The 15,581-nt window shown below is 58.1% G+C and carries 14 protein-coding genes and 4 pseudogenes; 9 read left to right on the forward strand and 9 right to left on the reverse strand.

The window, feature by feature from the left end; genetic code table 11:
• Nucleotides 1–607 precede the first annotated feature (607 nt).
• The 7 genes and pseudogenes from ABOC32_RS13110 to ABOC32_RS13140 all read left to right on the forward strand — a co-directional run bounded on the left by ABOC32_RS13110 (nucleotide 608) and on the right by ABOC32_RS13140 (nucleotide 7,430).
• Nucleotides 608–2,314 (forward strand): ATP-dependent nuclease, encoded by a 1,707-nt coding sequence (locus tag ABOC32_RS13110; RefSeq protein WP_426811317.1) that lies wholly within the window; start codon nucleotides 608–610, stop codon nucleotides 2,312–2,314.
• Nucleotides 2,307–3,737, forward strand: a complete 1,431-nt coding sequence (locus ABOC32_RS13115; RefSeq protein WP_426811318.1) for a UvrD-helicase domain-containing protein — start codon at nucleotides 2,307–2,309, stop codon at nucleotides 3,735–3,737. Before ABOC32_RS13110 ends, ABOC32_RS13115 begins: the two co-directional genes overlap by 8 nt.
• A gap of 91 nt (nucleotides 3,738–3,828) precedes the next feature.
• Entirely contained in the window at nucleotides 3,829–5,091 is a 1,263-nt protein-coding gene (locus ABOC32_RS13120; protein WP_426811319.1) for a YiiX/YebB-like N1pC/P60 family cysteine hydrolase, read from the forward strand.
• Nucleotides 5,092–5,094: 3 nt separating this feature from the next.
• Nucleotides 5,095–5,232 (forward strand): annotated as a pseudogene (locus ABOC32_RS13125) (IS3 family transposase); the annotation flags it as partial.
• Nucleotides 5,233–5,320: 88 nt separating this feature from the next.
• Nucleotides 5,321–5,629, forward strand: a pseudogene (tnpB, locus tag ABOC32_RS13130) (IS66 family insertion sequence element accessory protein TnpB); the annotation flags it as partial.
• Between the two features lie 66 nt (nucleotides 5,630–5,695).
• Nucleotides 5,696–7,102: an IS66 family transposase gene (gene tnpC / locus ABOC32_RS13135; RefSeq protein WP_426811598.1), complete on the forward strand. Its 1,407-nt coding sequence runs from the start codon at nucleotides 5,696–5,698 to the stop codon at nucleotides 7,100–7,102.
• 67 nt (nucleotides 7,103–7,169) lie between these two features.
• On the forward strand, nucleotides 7,170–7,430 hold the full coding sequence (locus tag ABOC32_RS13140; RefSeq protein ID WP_085665094.1) for a DUF6429 family protein: 261 nt from the start codon (nucleotides 7,170–7,172) through the stop codon (nucleotides 7,428–7,430).
• A gap of 172 nt (nucleotides 7,431–7,602) precedes the next feature.
• On the opposite strand, the gene ABOC32_RS13145 is transcribed toward ABOC32_RS13140, so the two are convergent.
• A complete protein-coding gene (locus tag ABOC32_RS13145; RefSeq protein ID WP_426811320.1) occupies nucleotides 7,603–8,607 on the reverse strand; it encodes a hypothetical protein in 1,005 nt (334 codons plus the stop codon).
• A gap of 287 nt (nucleotides 8,608–8,894) precedes the next feature.
• On the opposite strand from ABOC32_RS13145, the pseudogene ABOC32_RS13150 reads away from it, so the two are divergent.
• Nucleotides 8,895–9,080 (forward strand): annotated as a pseudogene (locus ABOC32_RS13150) (hypothetical protein); the annotation flags it as partial.
• A gap of 9 nt (nucleotides 9,081–9,089) precedes the next feature.
• Here the strand turns inward: ABOC32_RS13150 and ABOC32_RS13155 are convergent.
• From ABOC32_RS13155 to ABOC32_RS13165, 3 genes and pseudogenes are all read right to left on the reverse strand, one after another.
• Nucleotides 9,090–9,359, reverse strand: coding sequence for a DUF3077 domain-containing protein (locus ABOC32_RS13155; protein ID WP_426811321.1), 270 nt, complete (start codon nucleotides 9,357–9,359; stop codon nucleotides 9,090–9,092).
• An 83-nt stretch (nucleotides 9,360–9,442) separates the two neighbouring features.
• Entirely contained in the window at nucleotides 9,443–9,685 is a 243-nt protein-coding gene (locus ABOC32_RS13160) for a hypothetical protein (protein ID WP_426811322.1), read from the reverse strand.
• A 383-nt stretch (nucleotides 9,686–10,068) separates the two neighbouring features.
• A pseudogene (locus ABOC32_RS13165) lies at nucleotides 10,069–10,182 on the reverse strand (3-oxoadipate CoA-transferase); the annotation flags it as partial.
• Between the two features lie 92 nt (nucleotides 10,183–10,274).
• On the opposite strand from ABOC32_RS13165, the gene ABOC32_RS13170 reads away from it, so the two are divergent.
• Nucleotides 10,275–10,727: a four-helix bundle copper-binding protein gene (locus ABOC32_RS13170; RefSeq protein WP_426811323.1), complete on the forward strand. Its 453-nt coding sequence runs from the start codon at nucleotides 10,275–10,277 to the stop codon at nucleotides 10,725–10,727.
• 14 nt (nucleotides 10,728–10,741) lie between these two features.
• Here ABOC32_RS13170 and nikE read toward each other — a convergent pair whose 3' ends face one another.
• The 5 genes from nikE to nikA are packed head-to-tail and all read right to left on the reverse strand — an operon-like array spanning nucleotide 10,742 to nucleotide 15,576.
• A complete protein-coding gene (gene nikE / locus ABOC32_RS13175) occupies nucleotides 10,742–11,557 on the reverse strand; it encodes a nickel import ATP-binding protein NikE (RefSeq protein WP_426811324.1) in 816 nt (271 codons plus the stop codon).
• Nucleotides 11,554–12,324: a nickel import ATP-binding protein NikD gene (gene nikD / locus ABOC32_RS13180; protein ID WP_426811325.1), complete on the reverse strand. Its 771-nt coding sequence runs from the start codon at nucleotides 12,322–12,324 to the stop codon at nucleotides 11,554–11,556. The genes nikE and nikD overlap by 4 nt, the downstream gene beginning before the upstream one ends.
• The gene (gene nikC / locus ABOC32_RS13185) at nucleotides 12,325–13,170 is read right to left on the reverse strand and encodes a nickel ABC transporter permease subunit NikC (RefSeq protein WP_426811326.1); all 846 of its coding nucleotides are present in this window, start codon (nucleotides 13,168–13,170) and stop codon (nucleotides 12,325–12,327) included.
• Nucleotides 13,167–14,108, reverse strand: coding sequence for a nickel ABC transporter permease subunit NikB (gene nikB, locus ABOC32_RS13190; RefSeq protein ID WP_426811327.1), 942 nt, complete (start codon nucleotides 14,106–14,108; stop codon nucleotides 13,167–13,169). Before nikB ends, nikC begins: the two co-directional genes overlap by 4 nt.
• A 1-nt stretch (nucleotide 14,109) precedes the next feature.
• A complete protein-coding gene (gene nikA, locus ABOC32_RS13195; protein ID WP_426811328.1) occupies nucleotides 14,110–15,576 on the reverse strand; it encodes a nickel ABC transporter substrate-binding protein in 1,467 nt (488 codons plus the stop codon).
• Nucleotides 15,577–15,581 lie beyond the last annotated feature (5 nt).

The following is a 15,581-nucleotide window of genomic DNA, read 5'->3' on the forward strand; positions in this document are numbered from 1 at the left end:
CGCGTGATCAAGGAGCCAGCATCTGGGGCAGTTAATCGCTCAGGTTTTCCGACCAGAACTTCGTCCCGAGTGAGAAACATGAGTGGACGCTCTGCGAAATTATCGAACGACTGGAAGATGTCGTCACTAGGATTGAAGGGGGTAACGAGGGGGGCGCCCAGTGCTTACATTCACGCGATGCCAGTCGGTCCGGTTGTCCCAGATGCCGTCTTGGGCAAGCGCCGAGGTAGTGATTTGCAGGAGCAGCCCAACAGCGAAGGTCTTAGCGTTGAGACTCACGATTACCGTCCTCGGGGAAGAGTGGGGGCCATGCTGGCGGCTCGGTAGGTAAAGGCAATATAAGCAGAAGCTGGGTCGAGCACAGGTCTGAATCGCCCCTGATTTTCTAGAGGACACTAAGCCGATAGTGATTCCGAGGTATCTAGGAAAAGCTAGGGGCGATAATTGAGATCTCCTACGGATTCGAACGGCCAGTTCCCCGGCCCGCTGGAAGTATCTATGATGCGTAAGGCGAATGGCCACTCCCGCTGTGCTCCTTGAGAGCTAATTGAGGCGCTACAAACGGATTTCGCATTACTCATAGATGACGTTCAGAGGATACCGGTCGGTGAAAATCAGAAAGATCGTGATCAAGAACTTTCGAGGGGTGAAAGCGCTTGATTGGAGCGTGCCAACAGCCGACATTTTTTGCCTTATAGGCAAAGGCGACTCCTCAAAATCCACAATCCTGGAAGCCATCCGGTACACGTTCCACCCCCAGTGGAATCTGGCTCTCAGCGACTCAGATTTTTACCAATGCAAGATCGCGGATCCCATCATCATTGAGATCACAATCGGGCATTTGGCAGCGGACTTCTGTGCACTCAATAAGTACGGGCTTCACCTACGGGGCTGGGACGCGGCAGCTCAGAAGCTTCATGACGAGCCAGACGATCATTTTGAAAGCGTATTGACTGCACGGCTTACCGTCGAAAAGGACCTGGAGCCGAAGTGGACAGTCGTGTGCGATCGCAATCCTGACGGAGTTCCGTTCAAACAGGCAGACAGAAACAAGGTAGGCGTGGGACTCATCGGAGCGTTTAGCGAACGAGAGCTTTCCTGGGCAAACGGAACGGCTCTTGCCAAGCTTACTGCGGCGCAGAGTTTGAGCGAGCTATTGGCCAATGCATCGAGGACCGCGAGGAGTTCACTCGATGTCGACCGGGCTGTCACCCTGACAAACTTCGACACTGCAGCAACCAAATCACAAGAGATTGCGAAGCTCTTGGGTGTCCCTGTACTTGATGCCTATAAGGCCCATCTCGACTTGGCGTCCATCAACCTGAAAGTTGGCGGTCTTGCCCTGCATGATGGCGAAATCCCGTTGCGCCAGTTGGGTCTGGGTTCTCGCCGGATGCTTCAGTGTGGGATCCAGAAAGCGGGTCTGGAGGAAGGCCATATCACCTTGTTCGATGAGTTGGAGTTCGGCCTCGAGCCCCATCGCATAACTCGACTCATCAAGCACATCAGGGAGGACAAGCGTGGGCAGTATCTCCTAACCACCCATTCGCCGATGGTGCTTCGCGAACTCACGGTGCAGGACCTTCATATCGTCCACAGCAAGGGCGGTGTAGTTACGATCGTCTCTGCTGCCGAAAAGGACCTCGAAGAGCATGAGGTTCAGGGGAAGATTCGCTCCAGTGCTGAAGCATTCCTGGCCAAAAAGGTGGTCGTGTGTGAAGGCGCTACTGAGGTAGGTTTCATTAGGGGCTTTGACGATCACCAGCTCGAGAATGGGCAAGATCCATTGTCGTATCACGGTGTGGCGTTGCTGGACGCCAAGGGCGCCAGCAAAGTGAAGGGCATGGCCATTGCCTTCAAGAAGCTTGGCTATGACGTCTCGGTGTTAGCTGATGGGGATGCCGAGAAGCAGTTCTCAGCCGCTGATGCTGCTGGGCTTGTGGCGTTAGGAATTCCCACCTACGTCTGGAGCGATAAACTTTCGCTTGAGGAACGCGCTTTTGCAGATCTTCCCTGGGCTTCCGTACTTGTTAGTTTGACGCTTGCCCAAGTCGAGCTCTTCTACCCGGTATACGATCAAGTGCGGTCGCAGTATCAGGACGTGTTGGAACCTGACATCAGTGAGTGGCGGGATAGTACCAAGCTGCGCACTGCAATTGGTGCTGCGGCAAAGAGCGCGGGGTGGTTCAAGGACACCACTAGAGGTGACCTGTGGTTCAAGGCTGTGAGTGCCGCTTTCAACGATCCCGTGTTCGGTAAAACAAATCTCGCCGTAGAGTTGGGAAGGCTTTGGGAGTGGGCCAAGCGTGTCTGAAGACCTCGCTATCAAGCTCAACGACTGTACCTCCAAGGGCTATGTAATCGCGCCTGCGGGGTTTGGGAAGACTCATCTCATCGCAATGGCGGTGCGAGCGTCCGGTGGCCGGCAGCTTATCCTGACGCACACTTTTGCCGGCGTGAATTCCATAAAAAACAAAATGGCGGACTTGGGCGTTCGCGCTTCCCAGTTTCAAGTTGATACGATCGCTAGCTGGGCACTTCGACTCTGTCTGGCGTACCCGAAGGCGTCTGGGTGGAAAATTGAAAGCCCGACCAGCAAGCAGTGGAATAAGTTGTATGAGTGCTGCTCACGTTTGCTCGGAAAAAGGTTCATTCGAGAGGCCGTGTCTTCCAGCTATATAGGCCTCTACGTCGACGAGTACCAGGACTGCTCAGACGTGCAGCATGATCTGGTCTGCAACCTGGCAGAATTTCTTCCAAGCCGACTCTTGGGAGATCCCCTCCAAGCCATATTTGGTTTTGACGAGGGCAAGCTCGTTGATTGGGAAGCCAGCGTCTATCCCAAATTTGATTGCTTAGGACAGCTGGAGGTACCTTGGCGGTGGGTAAAGGCGAAAAGTCCGGAACTTGGGGAATGGCTTAAAGATGTAAGGCGAAAGATCGAGCTAGGCCAAAAGATTGATCTGTCAGTCCATCTTCCATCGAGCGTAATTCGTGCCTACACCCAGCCCGACTATCTCGCTGCTAAACAGTATACGGCGCTTTGTTGCTTGTTAAATCATGATGAGAGCGTTATTGCACTCCATGGCGGCGATCAACAGTCCAAGAACAAAACTCACCGTTTGGCCAGTCGCTTGGCGGGTCGCTTTTCCTCAATCGAGGAAATCGAAGGGAAGGATCTGCATTCGTTTATCAAAAAGCTTGCGGCTGCAAAGACTACTCAGGCGGGTTTTCTCCTTGCCCTGAAGTTCGCAACGAAGTGTTTCACAGGTGTAGCTCGCACGTTAACTGCTGGCACCAAACGTGGTGAGGTTACCAAGCTTCGCAAGACAACGAAGTACCCACTAGTGCTTCAAGCCGCGAATGACTATTTGTCTGACCCGTCAAGCAGCTATCTCAAGGCATTCTTCCAGACATTGAAGAGCAACCCTGAAACGTCAGCCTATCGCCGTGACTTACTTTATCGTTTCTTGAGCGTGCTCAAGATTCATGTTGATGGCCAAGCCGCGACGCTCGTGGAGGCCGGCATTCTTTACCAGCGCGAGATGAGGCATTCGGGGCGGCCGATCAGCCATCGTAAGCTGATTGGAACCACATTGCTGGTCAAAGGTCTTGAGTATGATCACGCCGTCATTCTTGATGCCGATTCGCTTGATGCAAAGGATTTGTACGTCGCGATGACCCGGGGAGCGAAATCCCTCACCATCATCGGGACAGCCCGGCATATACCTGCTTGAATGTCTTTTCAGTTTCGAGGATTTTGGAACGGTCACCAATGTCCAATCGTTCAGTACCTTCACAGGAGCAATTTTCATTATGGACGGCGCGATGAATGAATTGGAACTGAGGCCTCAGGTGTTCGTCTCCGACTTCATCCAGCTCGGCGATATTGTACTGACAACCACGCCCGACCCCATGAGCAAAACGATCCGTAAGGTTATTGGCGCGGACATCTCTCACGCTATGATTTGTGTGGGGAAGTCGAGTGTGATCGATTCCACTGGTGACGGTGTTCATGCACGCAATCTCGAGCGGCTGATAATTGAGCCAGGCTGCGCTGCGCACGTTCTTCGGCCGATTGTGCCCCTGACTACTGACCAACTGCAGTCTGTTATCACCTTCGCCAGAGCTGCGGTTGGTACTCGATACACCAAGATCGGCGCCGCCAAGAGCGTGTTGGCTGGTTTAGTGGCCGGTCGGAGACAGTTCTGCTCGCGATTGGTCGCGCAGGCTTATCATAGGGCCGGTGCAAACCTAGTGCCGGATGCTGACTTTTGCCATCCAGGGGAGTTACTAAATAGCGCAGCGCTTTTTAAGGTTCCTAATGTGCTGCGAAATCTCAATGCGGAGGAAGAGGCTCGCTGGCGTGGGGATATTGACCACGTTCAGGCTATGCGGGATTCAACCAATGCCTTGCTTCGAGAAGCACGAAAGCTGTCCTCTGAGATTGAATCACTTAACGACATTGATGCGTACCTGGTGGACCATCCGGAGGCAGATGGTCATTTAGTAAGAGCTCTGAGGGCTTCAAAGTATCTGGAACTATGGAAGGGTGTGTTTGCAAGGAGTGCTTGGCAGTATCACGTCGCCTTGATGGAGGTCTCCGAAAGCTCGACGGAGTACAAGCAGAGATACTGTGAAGAGCTGGTGGCAAGCGAGAAGTTAGGGCAAAACCGTTTTGTCCTGAACCATGCGGGCTACGTGAATGTGAACGCATTGCATCCGCGCCAATATTTCGCTTTGAAGATAGAGCTGTACGAGCTTTTGACACAGCTACATGCTCGGCGCATTAAGGCGGCAACTACTTGGCTTGAGCGTAAGGGGCTGCTTGAGCCAGAGCCCCGTACTCTGCTTCGTCCTCACACGCCGGAATGGTTCGCTTCGTTGCGCGAGTGGGACCCAAAGCAGGCTGCGATGACGGAAGCGGCCATCCAGGTAGCTGGAAGGTTGGATGTGTGCAGTGTCTGTGCAGACGAGCCAGTCTGCGACTATGTCCTCTTGAGTGTCCCACCGGCTGGACCTGGGACATATCGACTTTGCGACGACTGCTTCCGCATCCGCTCCTGTGACGAACCGATGAAGACTTTCTAGCCAATGGAGCCCCAGATGAGCAGCGACATAGCAATTGGCGCCATGCTGATGGCCGTGTGGAGACCCAAGCCACAGCAACAAGTGATGATTCACTCAGGCCAAGGCAGGCAGCTCAGTAGTTCAGATTGGCAAAGCTTCTTGGTAAGCGCTCCATGAACCCCACACTCAAAGCGCTTACCTGATCCCCGATGCTGTGCTCCCGATTTCTTTCTGGAGTTCGCCGACCATGATGCGACCCGACGCCAAAGTCGAAAAAGTGTACCTCTACCCCAAGCCCGTCGACTTCCGAAAGTCCATCGATGGCCTGGCTGCGCTGGTCGAACTCGATATCAAAGTGGCGGTGTTCGACCCGGTGCTTTTCGTCTTCCTCAACAAGCCGCGCAACCGCGTGAAGATCTTGTATTGGGAACGCTACGGCTTCTGCCTCTGGCTCAAACGCCTGGACTCCGAACGGTTCAAAACCTCACCCGATCAGACTGACGTGGCCATCGTACTGACCGTTCAGGAACTGAACTGGCTACTCGACGGCTTCGACCTCTGGCGCAACCGTCCACATCAGGTTTTGACGCCTCGATACGTCGCCTTATTCGGTATAATCCGCGGCATGATTTCCATGCCCGAAGACCTCCCTGACGATCCTGTTCTGCTCAAGCAACTGCTTGAGCAGATGATCAACGAGCGGGCGTCCGACAAGGGCAAGATCGTTCATCTCGAAGAGGAAGTTACGCTGTTGCGCCAGCGCCTGTTCGGGCGAAAGACCGAGCAGACAGGCGATGCGGCGACGCCACAGTTGCCGCTCTTCGACGAAGCGGAAAGCCTGGCAGAACCCTTGGATGAGGCCGGCGACGAAGAAGTCGTTGCACCGACCAAGCGCCGTGGTAAACGCAAACCACTGCCGGCTGACGTCATCAAACATGTTCGCAAGGTGTATGGCTGCCGCGACTGCGAGTCAGCGCCCGTAACGGCGGACAAGCCTGCCCAGGTGATCGAGAAGGGCACGGCTAGCCCGAGTGTGCTGGCCATGCTGCTCACCACCGAATACGTAGACGGCCTACCGCTTCATCGCTTCGAAAAAGTGTTGGGGCGCCACGGTATCGATATTTCGCGCCAAACCCTGGCACGCTGGGTGATTCAATGCAGCGAGCACTTCCAACCGCTGCTGAATCTGATGCGTGAAAGCCTGTTGAGCAGTCGGATCATCCACTGTGATGAAACGCGTGTGCAGGTGTTGAAAGAGCCGGGTCGTGAGCCCAGCAGCCAATCCTGGATGTGGGTGCAAACCGGCGGCCCACCTGAGCGGCCAGTGATCCTTTTCGACTACGCCACCAGCCGAGCGCAGGAGGTGCCGACGCGCCTGTTGGATGGCTATCGCGGCTATGTCATGACCGACGACTACGCCGGTTACAACGCGCTAGCTGCACAGGACGGCGTGGAGCGGTTGGGCTGCTGGGCGCACGCACGCCGCAAGTTCGTCGAAGCGCAGAAAGTGCAGCCCAAGGGTAAAACCGGGCGCGCAGACATCGCCCTGAATTTGATCAACAAGCTGTATGGCATCGAGCGCGACCTTAAGGACGGCAGCGATGAAGATCGTAAGGCTGCCCGCATGGAGCGCAGCCTGCCATTGCTGGCTCAGCTGAAAAGCTGGGTAGAGAAAACGCAACCTCAGGTCACGACGCAGAGTGCCTTGGGCAAGGCCATCGGCTACTTGGCCAGCAACTGGAGCAAGTTGGAACGCTACATCGAGCACGGCTGCTTACCGATCGACAACAACGCAGCCGAGTGTGCGATCCGCCCGTTTGTCATCGGCAGAAAGAACTGGTTGTTTAGTGACACGCCCAGAGGGGCGACGGCCAGTGCGCAACTTTACAGCCTAGTCGAGACGGCCAAAGCCAACGGCCAAGAGCCCTATGCGTGGCTGCGCCACGCACTGGAACGCCTGCCGCAGGCGTCCTCCGTGGAAGACTACGAAGCGCTGCTGTCGTGGAATTGCACGCCTAAAATACATAGTTAGGTGCTCCCCCATCGTGGGTCAGATGGGGCCTACGAAGCGCTTGAAGGACAAGAGCGGGGTAACGACCATGGAATACGACGAAAAACTGATTGAAGACGCAGTGCTTGCCTTGTTGGCAGCCTATAGCTCCGACAAAGGTAACGCGTGGAAAGGATTTGACTTCGAGATCATGAATCGACTGCATGAACGGGGTTTCATCAGTGATCCAGTTAATAGAAACAAATCCATCTGGTTGACGGCGGAGGGGCTGGAGCGAGGCCGACAGCTAGCTGACCAGTTGTTCGGGCTAAAGACTCAAGCGGGGCAGGTGCCCGATTCGAATACCTGATTTCCCCGTCCTTCATGTAACGGGTGGGGTTTATGGATCGCTTACGGTGTATTGTTGTAAGCCCTTGTTTTAAGGGGCTTTGTCGTAAGTATGCCCCATTCATCATCAGGTAGCGGGAAAGCCTTGAGCTGTGCCGATAGGTTGGAAAATCGGCACTGATTTAGAGGTAATTCTACGCTTCAGACGGAAGCTTGACCTGGCGATACTCAAGTGGAAATTTCAATTTTTCCTTTAGGTATCTGAGATATTTTTCGTCCTCAGGGCTCAGTGCAGTCCGACCAACCGCAACCAGCCTAACTGCTTTTTCTGGCAGATGCCCCCAGTAGTACGCGTACTCGAGTAGCTGACCAATCGCCAAGCGCAGAACCCTGCGGGTGCAGAGATCTGACTTAACCTCGAACAGGATTTTCTCTATTTCCGTTGTTACGGTGATATCTACAAAATTTTCTTCGAAGACAATATTCGCCCCAGGGTATTCGATCTTCAGTTCCTCATGCAGGACAGCCTGCATTATCCCATGCTCCGGCGAACACTCACGTCCCGAGCCGCCGCTTCTGAAATAGCGGTCTTGAATGGGAGGAAGGCTTTGTCCTTTCCGAGCAGGGCGGGGTGTGTTCAACGTTTCCGGCAGTGAGGCCTCGTGATTAAGCTCAACGAGCTGATAACGGTTGTAGCGCTGCACAGGGTCACCGGCCTCGGCAAATGTGTTGGGCGGATACCACTCAACATCTACTGGGCGAAAACGAACATTCAACACGTAAGGGGCCCATTCACCGTTCCCTAAGCCACTTCTATCGCCACCTACAGCGTCTATTTCTTCCAGCATGCGGTCATACCACCCAAGTCGCTTGAAGTGATCCAAGGCTGCAGTTCCTTGGGCATCATCTAGGAACTCGATATGGCAAATACGGGCCACATAACGGCGTCCATCGGGAGTCAGGGTGAAGAGCACAACATCTCCTGCGCGCTCACCACGAGCGAGCCGTGACTCCCTGCCTTTGTTTACGCCTTGAAGAAAGCCATATTGCCAGCCGCCAATCTGCCATTCGAATCGAAAAAGCCACTCCTCATGGCCATAGCCATGCTGTGAGGAAAAGGTATCCGATGCTTCAACTGCGCTTCTGGTTGGGAATTGCCAATTGGAGTCATTTTGACAGACGCGGGTGATATAGCTCATTACTGTCCCTGTGGTTGATATGTGTCTAAATGCCATCATTCAGAATGGCAAAAACAAAACCTGAATCCAAGCGCTGTTCCAAAAGCAGCTGAATTTCTAGCGGCTGACAAAGGCAGCTGATCGGTGCTTAACTGAAAAGCGGCATTGGTACATTAATGGTACAGAAGAGACCAGAGGATGGCTGGTCGCCTCGTTTTTCGGGGTGTGAGTGAGTCGCACCTGATTTCCTAGACGAACTCGACTGGCTGTTGCAGGCAAGATGGGGTGCATCTTGTGTTGTCCCGCTGGCAGACGCACTGGCGCGTCTTGCCGAGTTGATCATCGCTGCCGGTAACACCGAGAAGAAACGCCGGCCCACCAAGCCGACCCTTGGCTCGAAGACCCGCCGCCTCGACGGAAAAGCCAGGCGCTGCACTGCCAAGGCGGGTCGGGGCAAGGTGGATTTCCAGCGCTGGTATTGCCAGCGCCGCTAGTCAACCCAATCAGCGCATCATGCCCAACTCGGCATCATCCATCAGTGCCTTGGCCAACGCGCTCAAGTAATGCGCAGCCCAGATCATCATCGGCTTCTCATCCATCAACCCGGCAATCGTCAACTCCCGCACATAGCCCATCAACTCCGAAGCCTGCTCGCGGGCGTTTTGGCACGGGATGCCGGCTTCGATGCGAAACAGTGGGTGGGTCTGGTTTTCACCCTGATAGAACGTGGTCTTGCCTACGGTCGTTTTCTCGCTCGATTCGTCAGTCGTCATGGGTCCATCTCCCTGATCATCTAAAACCTGGGCGAGCCCCTTCGCTGGCAATGGCCCAGCCCAGGTAACACACAGCGTTCGGCTTAGTGCGGCGTTCGCGGCCCGTTCGGTGCCTGTGCCTGAATCAATGCGAATTCAATCAACGAGCGCAGGGACTCAAGTTCATGTGTCGTCGCCATCATCAGCACCGCTGCAGGTGACTTGGGCTGCATCAGCATCGCTTGTTGCGAAATGGCTAGTGCACAGACGGCATGTTCCGCGGCTTGGATGAGGGAGTCTTCGAGGGAGTGGAGGGTGTGGGGTGGATCGGGGACCATCTTTAACATCGTTCAATTCCCTGTTGGTGCTGCCACCTGTCAGCCGTCAAGCAGAAGGGTGGCAGCTGTACGTGGGTTGACGGACCGGCGGAATTGAGAAGCTCCGGCGCACGCAAGCGTGCCCGCACGTACAGCCACCATAAAGAGGCGCCATAACTCAAAACCATCGCGGCCCGTCAAAGCCGTGTCGCTGATGAGCAGCGACAGGCCGAGACTAGAGCCCCAATAGGGCACCCGCAACGGAAAATAGGCGGCAACAGTATCTTTGGGAAATGCCCTACAAGAAAGCGAAAAATTCTGATTTTTCGAACCAAATAGACATCATTTTGGATGGGGTAGCCTGCGGCAGATTGCGGCCTGAGATGGGGGAAGTCTTGGGAGTGCGGTTGCTAGTTGCCAACTAGGGTCGGTGCGCACATGCCCAGGTTTATGTAGGCGCTTTCCTGAATGTCTGCGGCCACGCGCTGGGCCATTTCGGTGCGGGAGAGCTTTTTGGTGACGGTCATGGCAGGCCTCAAACAGCTTTACCTGAGTCGACAGTAACCTGCCCCCTGCCTACCATTGAAGCCACCACTGACATCAATCAAAGGAATGATTCATGCAACGACGCGACGTACTCAAGACGGTTGCGGGGGCCGTGGCTGTAGCGATGGCTGTTCCTGTGATGGCTGCTGAACAAAAGCATGAGCACCACCACGAGCACGGTGCCGGGGGAGATAAAAAGTACGGGCGTCTTGTCGACAGCAGCAGTGATTGCCAGAAGACGGGGGAAGCGTGCCTAGCTCATTGCCTGGTCCTGCTGAGCCAGGGCGACAAGGACATGGCCGCCTGTGCCCAGTCTGTCAGTGAGTTGTTGGCTACCTGCAATGCCTTGATGAAACTGGCCCTGCAGGGTTCCAGGTTTACCCCCGCCATGGCAAAGGTCGCCGCCGATGTTTGCAGCAGTTGCGAGACGCAATGCCGCAAGCATGAAACAGAACACGCCGAGTGCAAGGCTTGCGCCGATTCCTGTGCGGCATGCCTCGACGCGTGCAAGGCTGTAGCGGCGTGAGCTGACCCTGGCGACTACGCCAATGATGTACTGACTCGAGCGCTGGTCTTTGCCGGGCGCTCAGGCAGTACTGCGGCTTGCAGCTGTTGCCCTGCGGGGTGGTCGAACGAAAGGTCGGCGTTTACCACCCGGTCCTCGACGATGCGCCCTCCGTCAAGCACTACAACCCGCTGGCAGAAGTACCGCACCAGGCTGAGGTCATGGCTAATCAGCAGGAAGGCAGTACCCTTGTCGCGACGCAGTGCATTCAGCCGTTGCAGCAGTTGCAGCTGCAGCACACGGTCCAGGTTCGACAGTGCCTCGTCGAGTACCACCAGCTTTGGTGAGATCGCCAGCGCCCGGGCGAGGTTGGCACGCTGCAGCTGCCCACCGCTGAGCTGTTGCGGCAAGCGTTCGGCATGCTCTGCGCGCAGGCCCATGTGTTCCAGTAACTCGACGGTGCGGGTGCGCCGGGCTGCCTCACCCAGATCGCTCAGGTGACGCAACGGTTCGGCAATGCTCCAGCCGATGCTGCGCTGTGGGTTGAATGCGCCGGGGGCGTCCTGGAACACCAGCTGCACGTTGCGCTGGAAGGCCCGTGCCTGTTCGCCGCGCAGTTGGTCGACGGCTTGTCCGGCGAAGGTTACCTGGCCCTGGCTGGGTGTTTCCAGCCCGAGCAGCAGGCGGGCGAGGGTGCTTTTGCCACTGCCGCTGCTGCCCAGTAAACCGATCGATTCGCCCGGGTGAAGCTGAAGGTCGATGTCGTCGAGTACCTGCAGCCAGTCACGTTTGCGCAGCAGTCCGCCTGTGCGGTAGCGGTGACTGAGTTGGTGGACATGCAAAAGGCTCATGGCTGGCTCCCGCAGAGAATTCGATGGGCTTCGAGTAAGGTGCGCGCGGTGTCGCTGGCAGGGCGGGTGAACAGTGCGTGCACGGGTTGGCGCTCGACGATGCGGCCAGCGTCCATCACTGCGACCTGATCGGCGCAGCGAGCGACCACACCCATGTCATGGGTCACCAGCAACACCCCGAGGCCATGCAATTCAACCAGCTCCATCAGCAAGTCGAGAAACCGCGCCTGGCTTACGGCGTCGAGGTCGCTGGTGGGTTCGTCGGCCAGCAGAAACGGGGTTTCGGCCATCAGTGCCAGGGCGATCATCATGCGCTGTAGCATGCCACCGCTGAGTTGAAAGGCGAACGATTGCAATACGCGAGCGTGATCTGCCAGGCCGACGGCTGCAAGGCAATGGGCCATGCGCTCACGGGCGTGTGCGCCGGTGGTGCCGCGTTGGCGAAGGGTTTCCAGGCCGTGGCTGGCCATGTTGCGTACCGGGTTGAACGCACTGCGTGGGTTTTGCAGCACCAGGCTGGCCAGGCGGCCGCGCGCCTGGGTGGCGCTCACCGGTTGGCCGTCGAGCAGCAACTGGCCCTGGGTGCGCATTACCCCGGCAGGCAGCAGGTCGAGCATGCCCAGGCAGCTCAGCGACTTGCCCGAACCACTGGCCCCGACCAGTGCACACACTTCACCGCGCTGCAACTGCAGGTCGACGCCATGTACCAGCGTGCCGGCCTGGGCCTCAATGCGCAGGTCACGGACTTCGAGGGTAGATGGGGTCATCTAATGGTGCTCCCGGGTCGGGTCCAGGCGGTCGCGCAGCGCATCGCCCAGCAGGTTGAAGGCCATCACCGAGAAGAAAATTATCAGCCCCGGCAACAGCAGCAGCTGTGGGTGAGTCCAGATGAACTCCTTGGCATCGTTGATCATCACGCCCCATTCGGCGGTCGGTGGGGTCACGCCCAGGCCGAGGAAGGACAGGCCCGAGACGTGCAGCATCATGTGGCCGATGTCCATGGTCGCCAGTACCAGCAAGGGGCCGGCGATGTTCGGCAGCACGTGCTGGCGCAGACGGGTCAAACGTGAGGCACCGGCCAGCCGCGAGGCCAGCACGTATTCGCGGCCGCGCTGGGCAATCACCATGCCGCGTACCATGCGCGCATACCAGGCCCAATGGGACAAGGCGATGGCGATGATCACGTTGGTCAGGCCGGTGCCCAGCAAGGTGACGAAGAAGAACGCCAGCACCAGGGTCGGGAAGGTCATGAACATGTCGCACAGGCGCATCAGCAGCAGGTCGGTGCGCCCGCCGACGAAGCCGGCCACGCCACCCACGGCCAGCCCGAGCGCCAGTACCAGCGCCAGTGTCAGCATCACGCTGCCCAGCGACAGCCGGGTGCCGACGATCAGGCGCGACAGCAGGTCGCGGCCCAGGTGATCGGTGCCCAGCCAGTGACTGGCGTCCGGTGGCAGCAGGCGCTGACTGAGGTCGACCAGGTCGGGATCATGCGGGGCCAGCCACTGGCCAAACAGGGCCAGTACCACCAGCAGGCCCACCAAGACCATACCGAGCACCAGGCCAGTATGCCCCGCCAGTGCCGGCCGACGGATTGCAGAGAGAACGCTCATGCGCTTGCGCCCTCCAGCCGGCTGCGGGGGTCGAGCCAGGCGTAGCACACGTCTACCAACAGGTTGCACACCATCAGCAGGCCGGTCAGCAGCAGGGTGAAGCATTGCATCACCGGGAAGTCGCGGTTGAGCACCGCCGAGACGGCGAAACGACCCACCCCGGGCCAGGCGAAGATGGTCTCGATCACCAGTGCACCGCCGATCAGTTCGCCCACGTGCATGCCGGTGGCCGTGACAAATGGCAGCCAGGCGTTGCGCAGCACATGGTCGCGCCACACCTGGCGCTCGGGCAGGCCGCGGGCGCGGGCGTAGGTCACATGGCGTTGGCCGCTGGCTTCTAGCAGGCTGGCACGTAGCAGGCGGGCGTTGATCGACATCGACATCAGGGCAATGGCCAGCACCGGCATCACCAGCTGCCCGGCCGTGCCCCGGCCCAGCGGCGGCAGCCAGCCCAGCCACAGCGAGAACAGGGCAATCAACAGGAATGCCAGCCAGAAATTGGGCATCGACACGCCAAGAAAGGTGACCGCTCTCACCGCATGGTCGGGCCAGCGCCCTTGCCAGCGCGCGGCCATGAGCCCAAGCGGAATCGACAGCAACAGCGTGCAGGCCAATGCCAGGCCGCCCAGTTGCAGGGTCGCGGGCAGGTAGTACAACAGGTCATCGAGTACCGGCCGACCGGTCAGGTAGGAAATACCGAAGTCCAGGTGCAAGGCTTTCCAGAGCCAGGTCAGGTACTGCTCGTACAAGGGGCGATCCAGGCCCAAGGCGTGGCGCACCTCGGCGATGGCCGCGTCGGTCGGCGGGATATGCGACAGCCGCAGATAATCCAGGGCAGGGTCCGTGCTGCCCAGGTGCAGCAGTACGAACACCAGCAGCGACACACCGAACATGGCCGGCAGCAGCAACACCAGGCGTAGCAGAATGTAGCGCAGCATGTCAGTGTTCCTGCTTCGGCGTCATGGCCTCGAACGGCACATCGAACAATGTGCTGCCGAACTCGACGTGTTCAACCGAATTACTGCGCACGCTGATGGCGGTGAGGTGTGAGATGGGCAGGTACACCGCTTGTTCATGCAGGGTGGTCAGGATGAAGCGGTACTGCTCGGCGCGCTGTTTCTCGTCGGTGCTTGCCAGCACTTTGCCGATGCGTTGATCCAGCTCGTTCTTGATCGCCAGGCCGCGCTGGGCCATGTAGTCGGCGTGGCCGGCATAGCGCATGGAGCTGACGAACGAGTGCGGATCGTAGGGCGCGCCCCAAGTGTCGGCGAAGATCATGCCGAAATCACCGTCGCGCTGCCGGCGTACCAGCGCACCTTCCTCAACGGCACGCAGCTCGATGTGGATGCCGACCTTGGCCAGTTCACCTTGCAGCACTTCTGCGAGGCTTTTTTGCAAGGCACTGGTACCGAGGAACACCAGTTCGATCGAAAGCGGCTCCCCGCCCTTGCTGCGCACAGTGGCGCCGGGCGCGAGTGCCCAGCCGGCAGACTCCAGGGCTTGCTTCGCCTGGGCGGGGTCGTACGGATAAGGTTTCAGGCCGATGTCTGCATAGGGCATGTTGCTGGCGAACAGCGTGTCCGCCCGTGGCTCCAGGCCGTAGAGGATCTTGTCGATGATGGCCTGCTTGTTCACGGCTTCATTGATCGCCTGGCGCACTGCCAGGTCGCGGGTGGCGCCACGGCCGGTATTCATGGCCAGTGTACGCGTGGCCAGCGGTGCGGAAAGGGCAGTGGCGTAGCCCTGGTCGCGCAGGCGGACGAAGGTGCCGGCGGTGATCTCGCCAGCGGCACCCTGGATCAGCTCGACTTCACCGGCCTGCAGGGCCAGGGCACGGCTGTTGGGGTCGGGAATGACCTTCACCATGACTTCGCCGAAGGCCGGTTTCGGCCCCCAGTACAGGGGGTTGCGCACGAAGCGGTCGAATTCGCCCAGGCGTGATTCGGCGCGCATCCAGGGCCCGGTACCGACTGGCTGGCCAGGCTTGGCATCAATGGCGCCGAAGCGCAGCGGGCGAACCTGTGCCAGCTCCATCAGGGTTGGGTAGTAAGGGTGCTTGAGCACCAGGCGCAAGGTCAGGCGATCGGGGGCCTCGACATGCTCGAGGGTGCTGACCAGCTCCATCCAGCGATGGCGTTGCCTGTTGGCCAGGACCGCGTCCAGGTTGGCCTTGGCAGCTGTGGAGTCGAACGGCGTGCCATCGCTGAAGCGCACCCCGTCGCGCAGGGTGAAGGTGTAGGTCTTGCCATCTTCGGAGACGTGCCACCGGGTAGCCAGCCACGGCTCAACAGTGCCTGCGTGGGTGTAGCGCACCAGGGGCTCGTAAACCATGGCCTGGGCGTACATCTGATTGGGCGAGTAACCGCGCGGGTCAAGGGGGCCGGCGTTGACGGGCCAGGAGTACACCAGTG

Origin of the sequence: Pseudomonas sp. WOUb67 (assembly GCF_050058005.1) — a bacterium.
Classification (GTDB): domain Bacteria; phylum Pseudomonadota; class Gammaproteobacteria; order Pseudomonadales; family Pseudomonadaceae; genus Aquipseudomonas; species Aquipseudomonas putida_R.

What these genes read in the sequence shown, in the direction of transcription:
- nikC (WP_426811326.1), bottom strand. Translation starts at nt 13,170, where the DNA reads ATGAGCGTTCTCTCTGCAATCCGTCGGCCGGCACTGGCGGGGCATACT.
- tnpC (WP_426811598.1), top strand. Translation starts at nt 5,696, where the DNA reads ATGATTTCCATGCCCGAAGACCTCCCTGACGATCCTGTTCTGCTCAAG.
- ABOC32_RS13145 (WP_426811320.1), bottom strand. Translation starts at nt 8,607, where the DNA reads ATGAGCTATATCACCCGCGTCTGTCAAAATGACTCCAATTGGCAATTC.
- ABOC32_RS13120 (WP_426811319.1), top strand. Translation starts at nt 3,829, where the DNA reads ATGAATGAATTGGAACTGAGGCCTCAGGTGTTCGTCTCCGACTTCATC.
- ABOC32_RS13170 (WP_426811323.1), top strand. Translation starts at nt 10,275, where the DNA reads ATGCAACGACGCGACGTACTCAAGACGGTTGCGGGGGCCGTGGCTGTA.
- ABOC32_RS13140 (WP_085665094.1), top strand. Translation starts at nt 7,170, where the DNA reads ATGGAATACGACGAAAAACTGATTGAAGACGCAGTGCTTGCCTTGTTG.
- ABOC32_RS13155 (WP_426811321.1), bottom strand. Translation starts at nt 9,359, where the DNA reads ATGACGACTGACGAATCGAGCGAGAAAACGACCGTAGGCAAGACCACG.
- nikD (WP_426811325.1), bottom strand. Translation starts at nt 12,324, where the DNA reads ATGACCCCATCTACCCTCGAAGTCCGTGACCTGCGCATTGAGGCCCAG.
- nikE (WP_426811324.1), bottom strand. Translation starts at nt 11,557, where the DNA reads ATGAGCCTTTTGCATGTCCACCAACTCAGTCACCGCTACCGCACAGGC.
- ABOC32_RS13160 (WP_426811322.1), bottom strand. Translation starts at nt 9,685, where the DNA reads ATGTTAAAGATGGTCCCCGATCCACCCCACACCCTCCACTCCCTCGAA.
- nikB (WP_426811327.1), bottom strand. Translation starts at nt 14,108, where the DNA reads ATGCTGCGCTACATTCTGCTACGCCTGGTGTTGCTGCTGCCGGCCATG.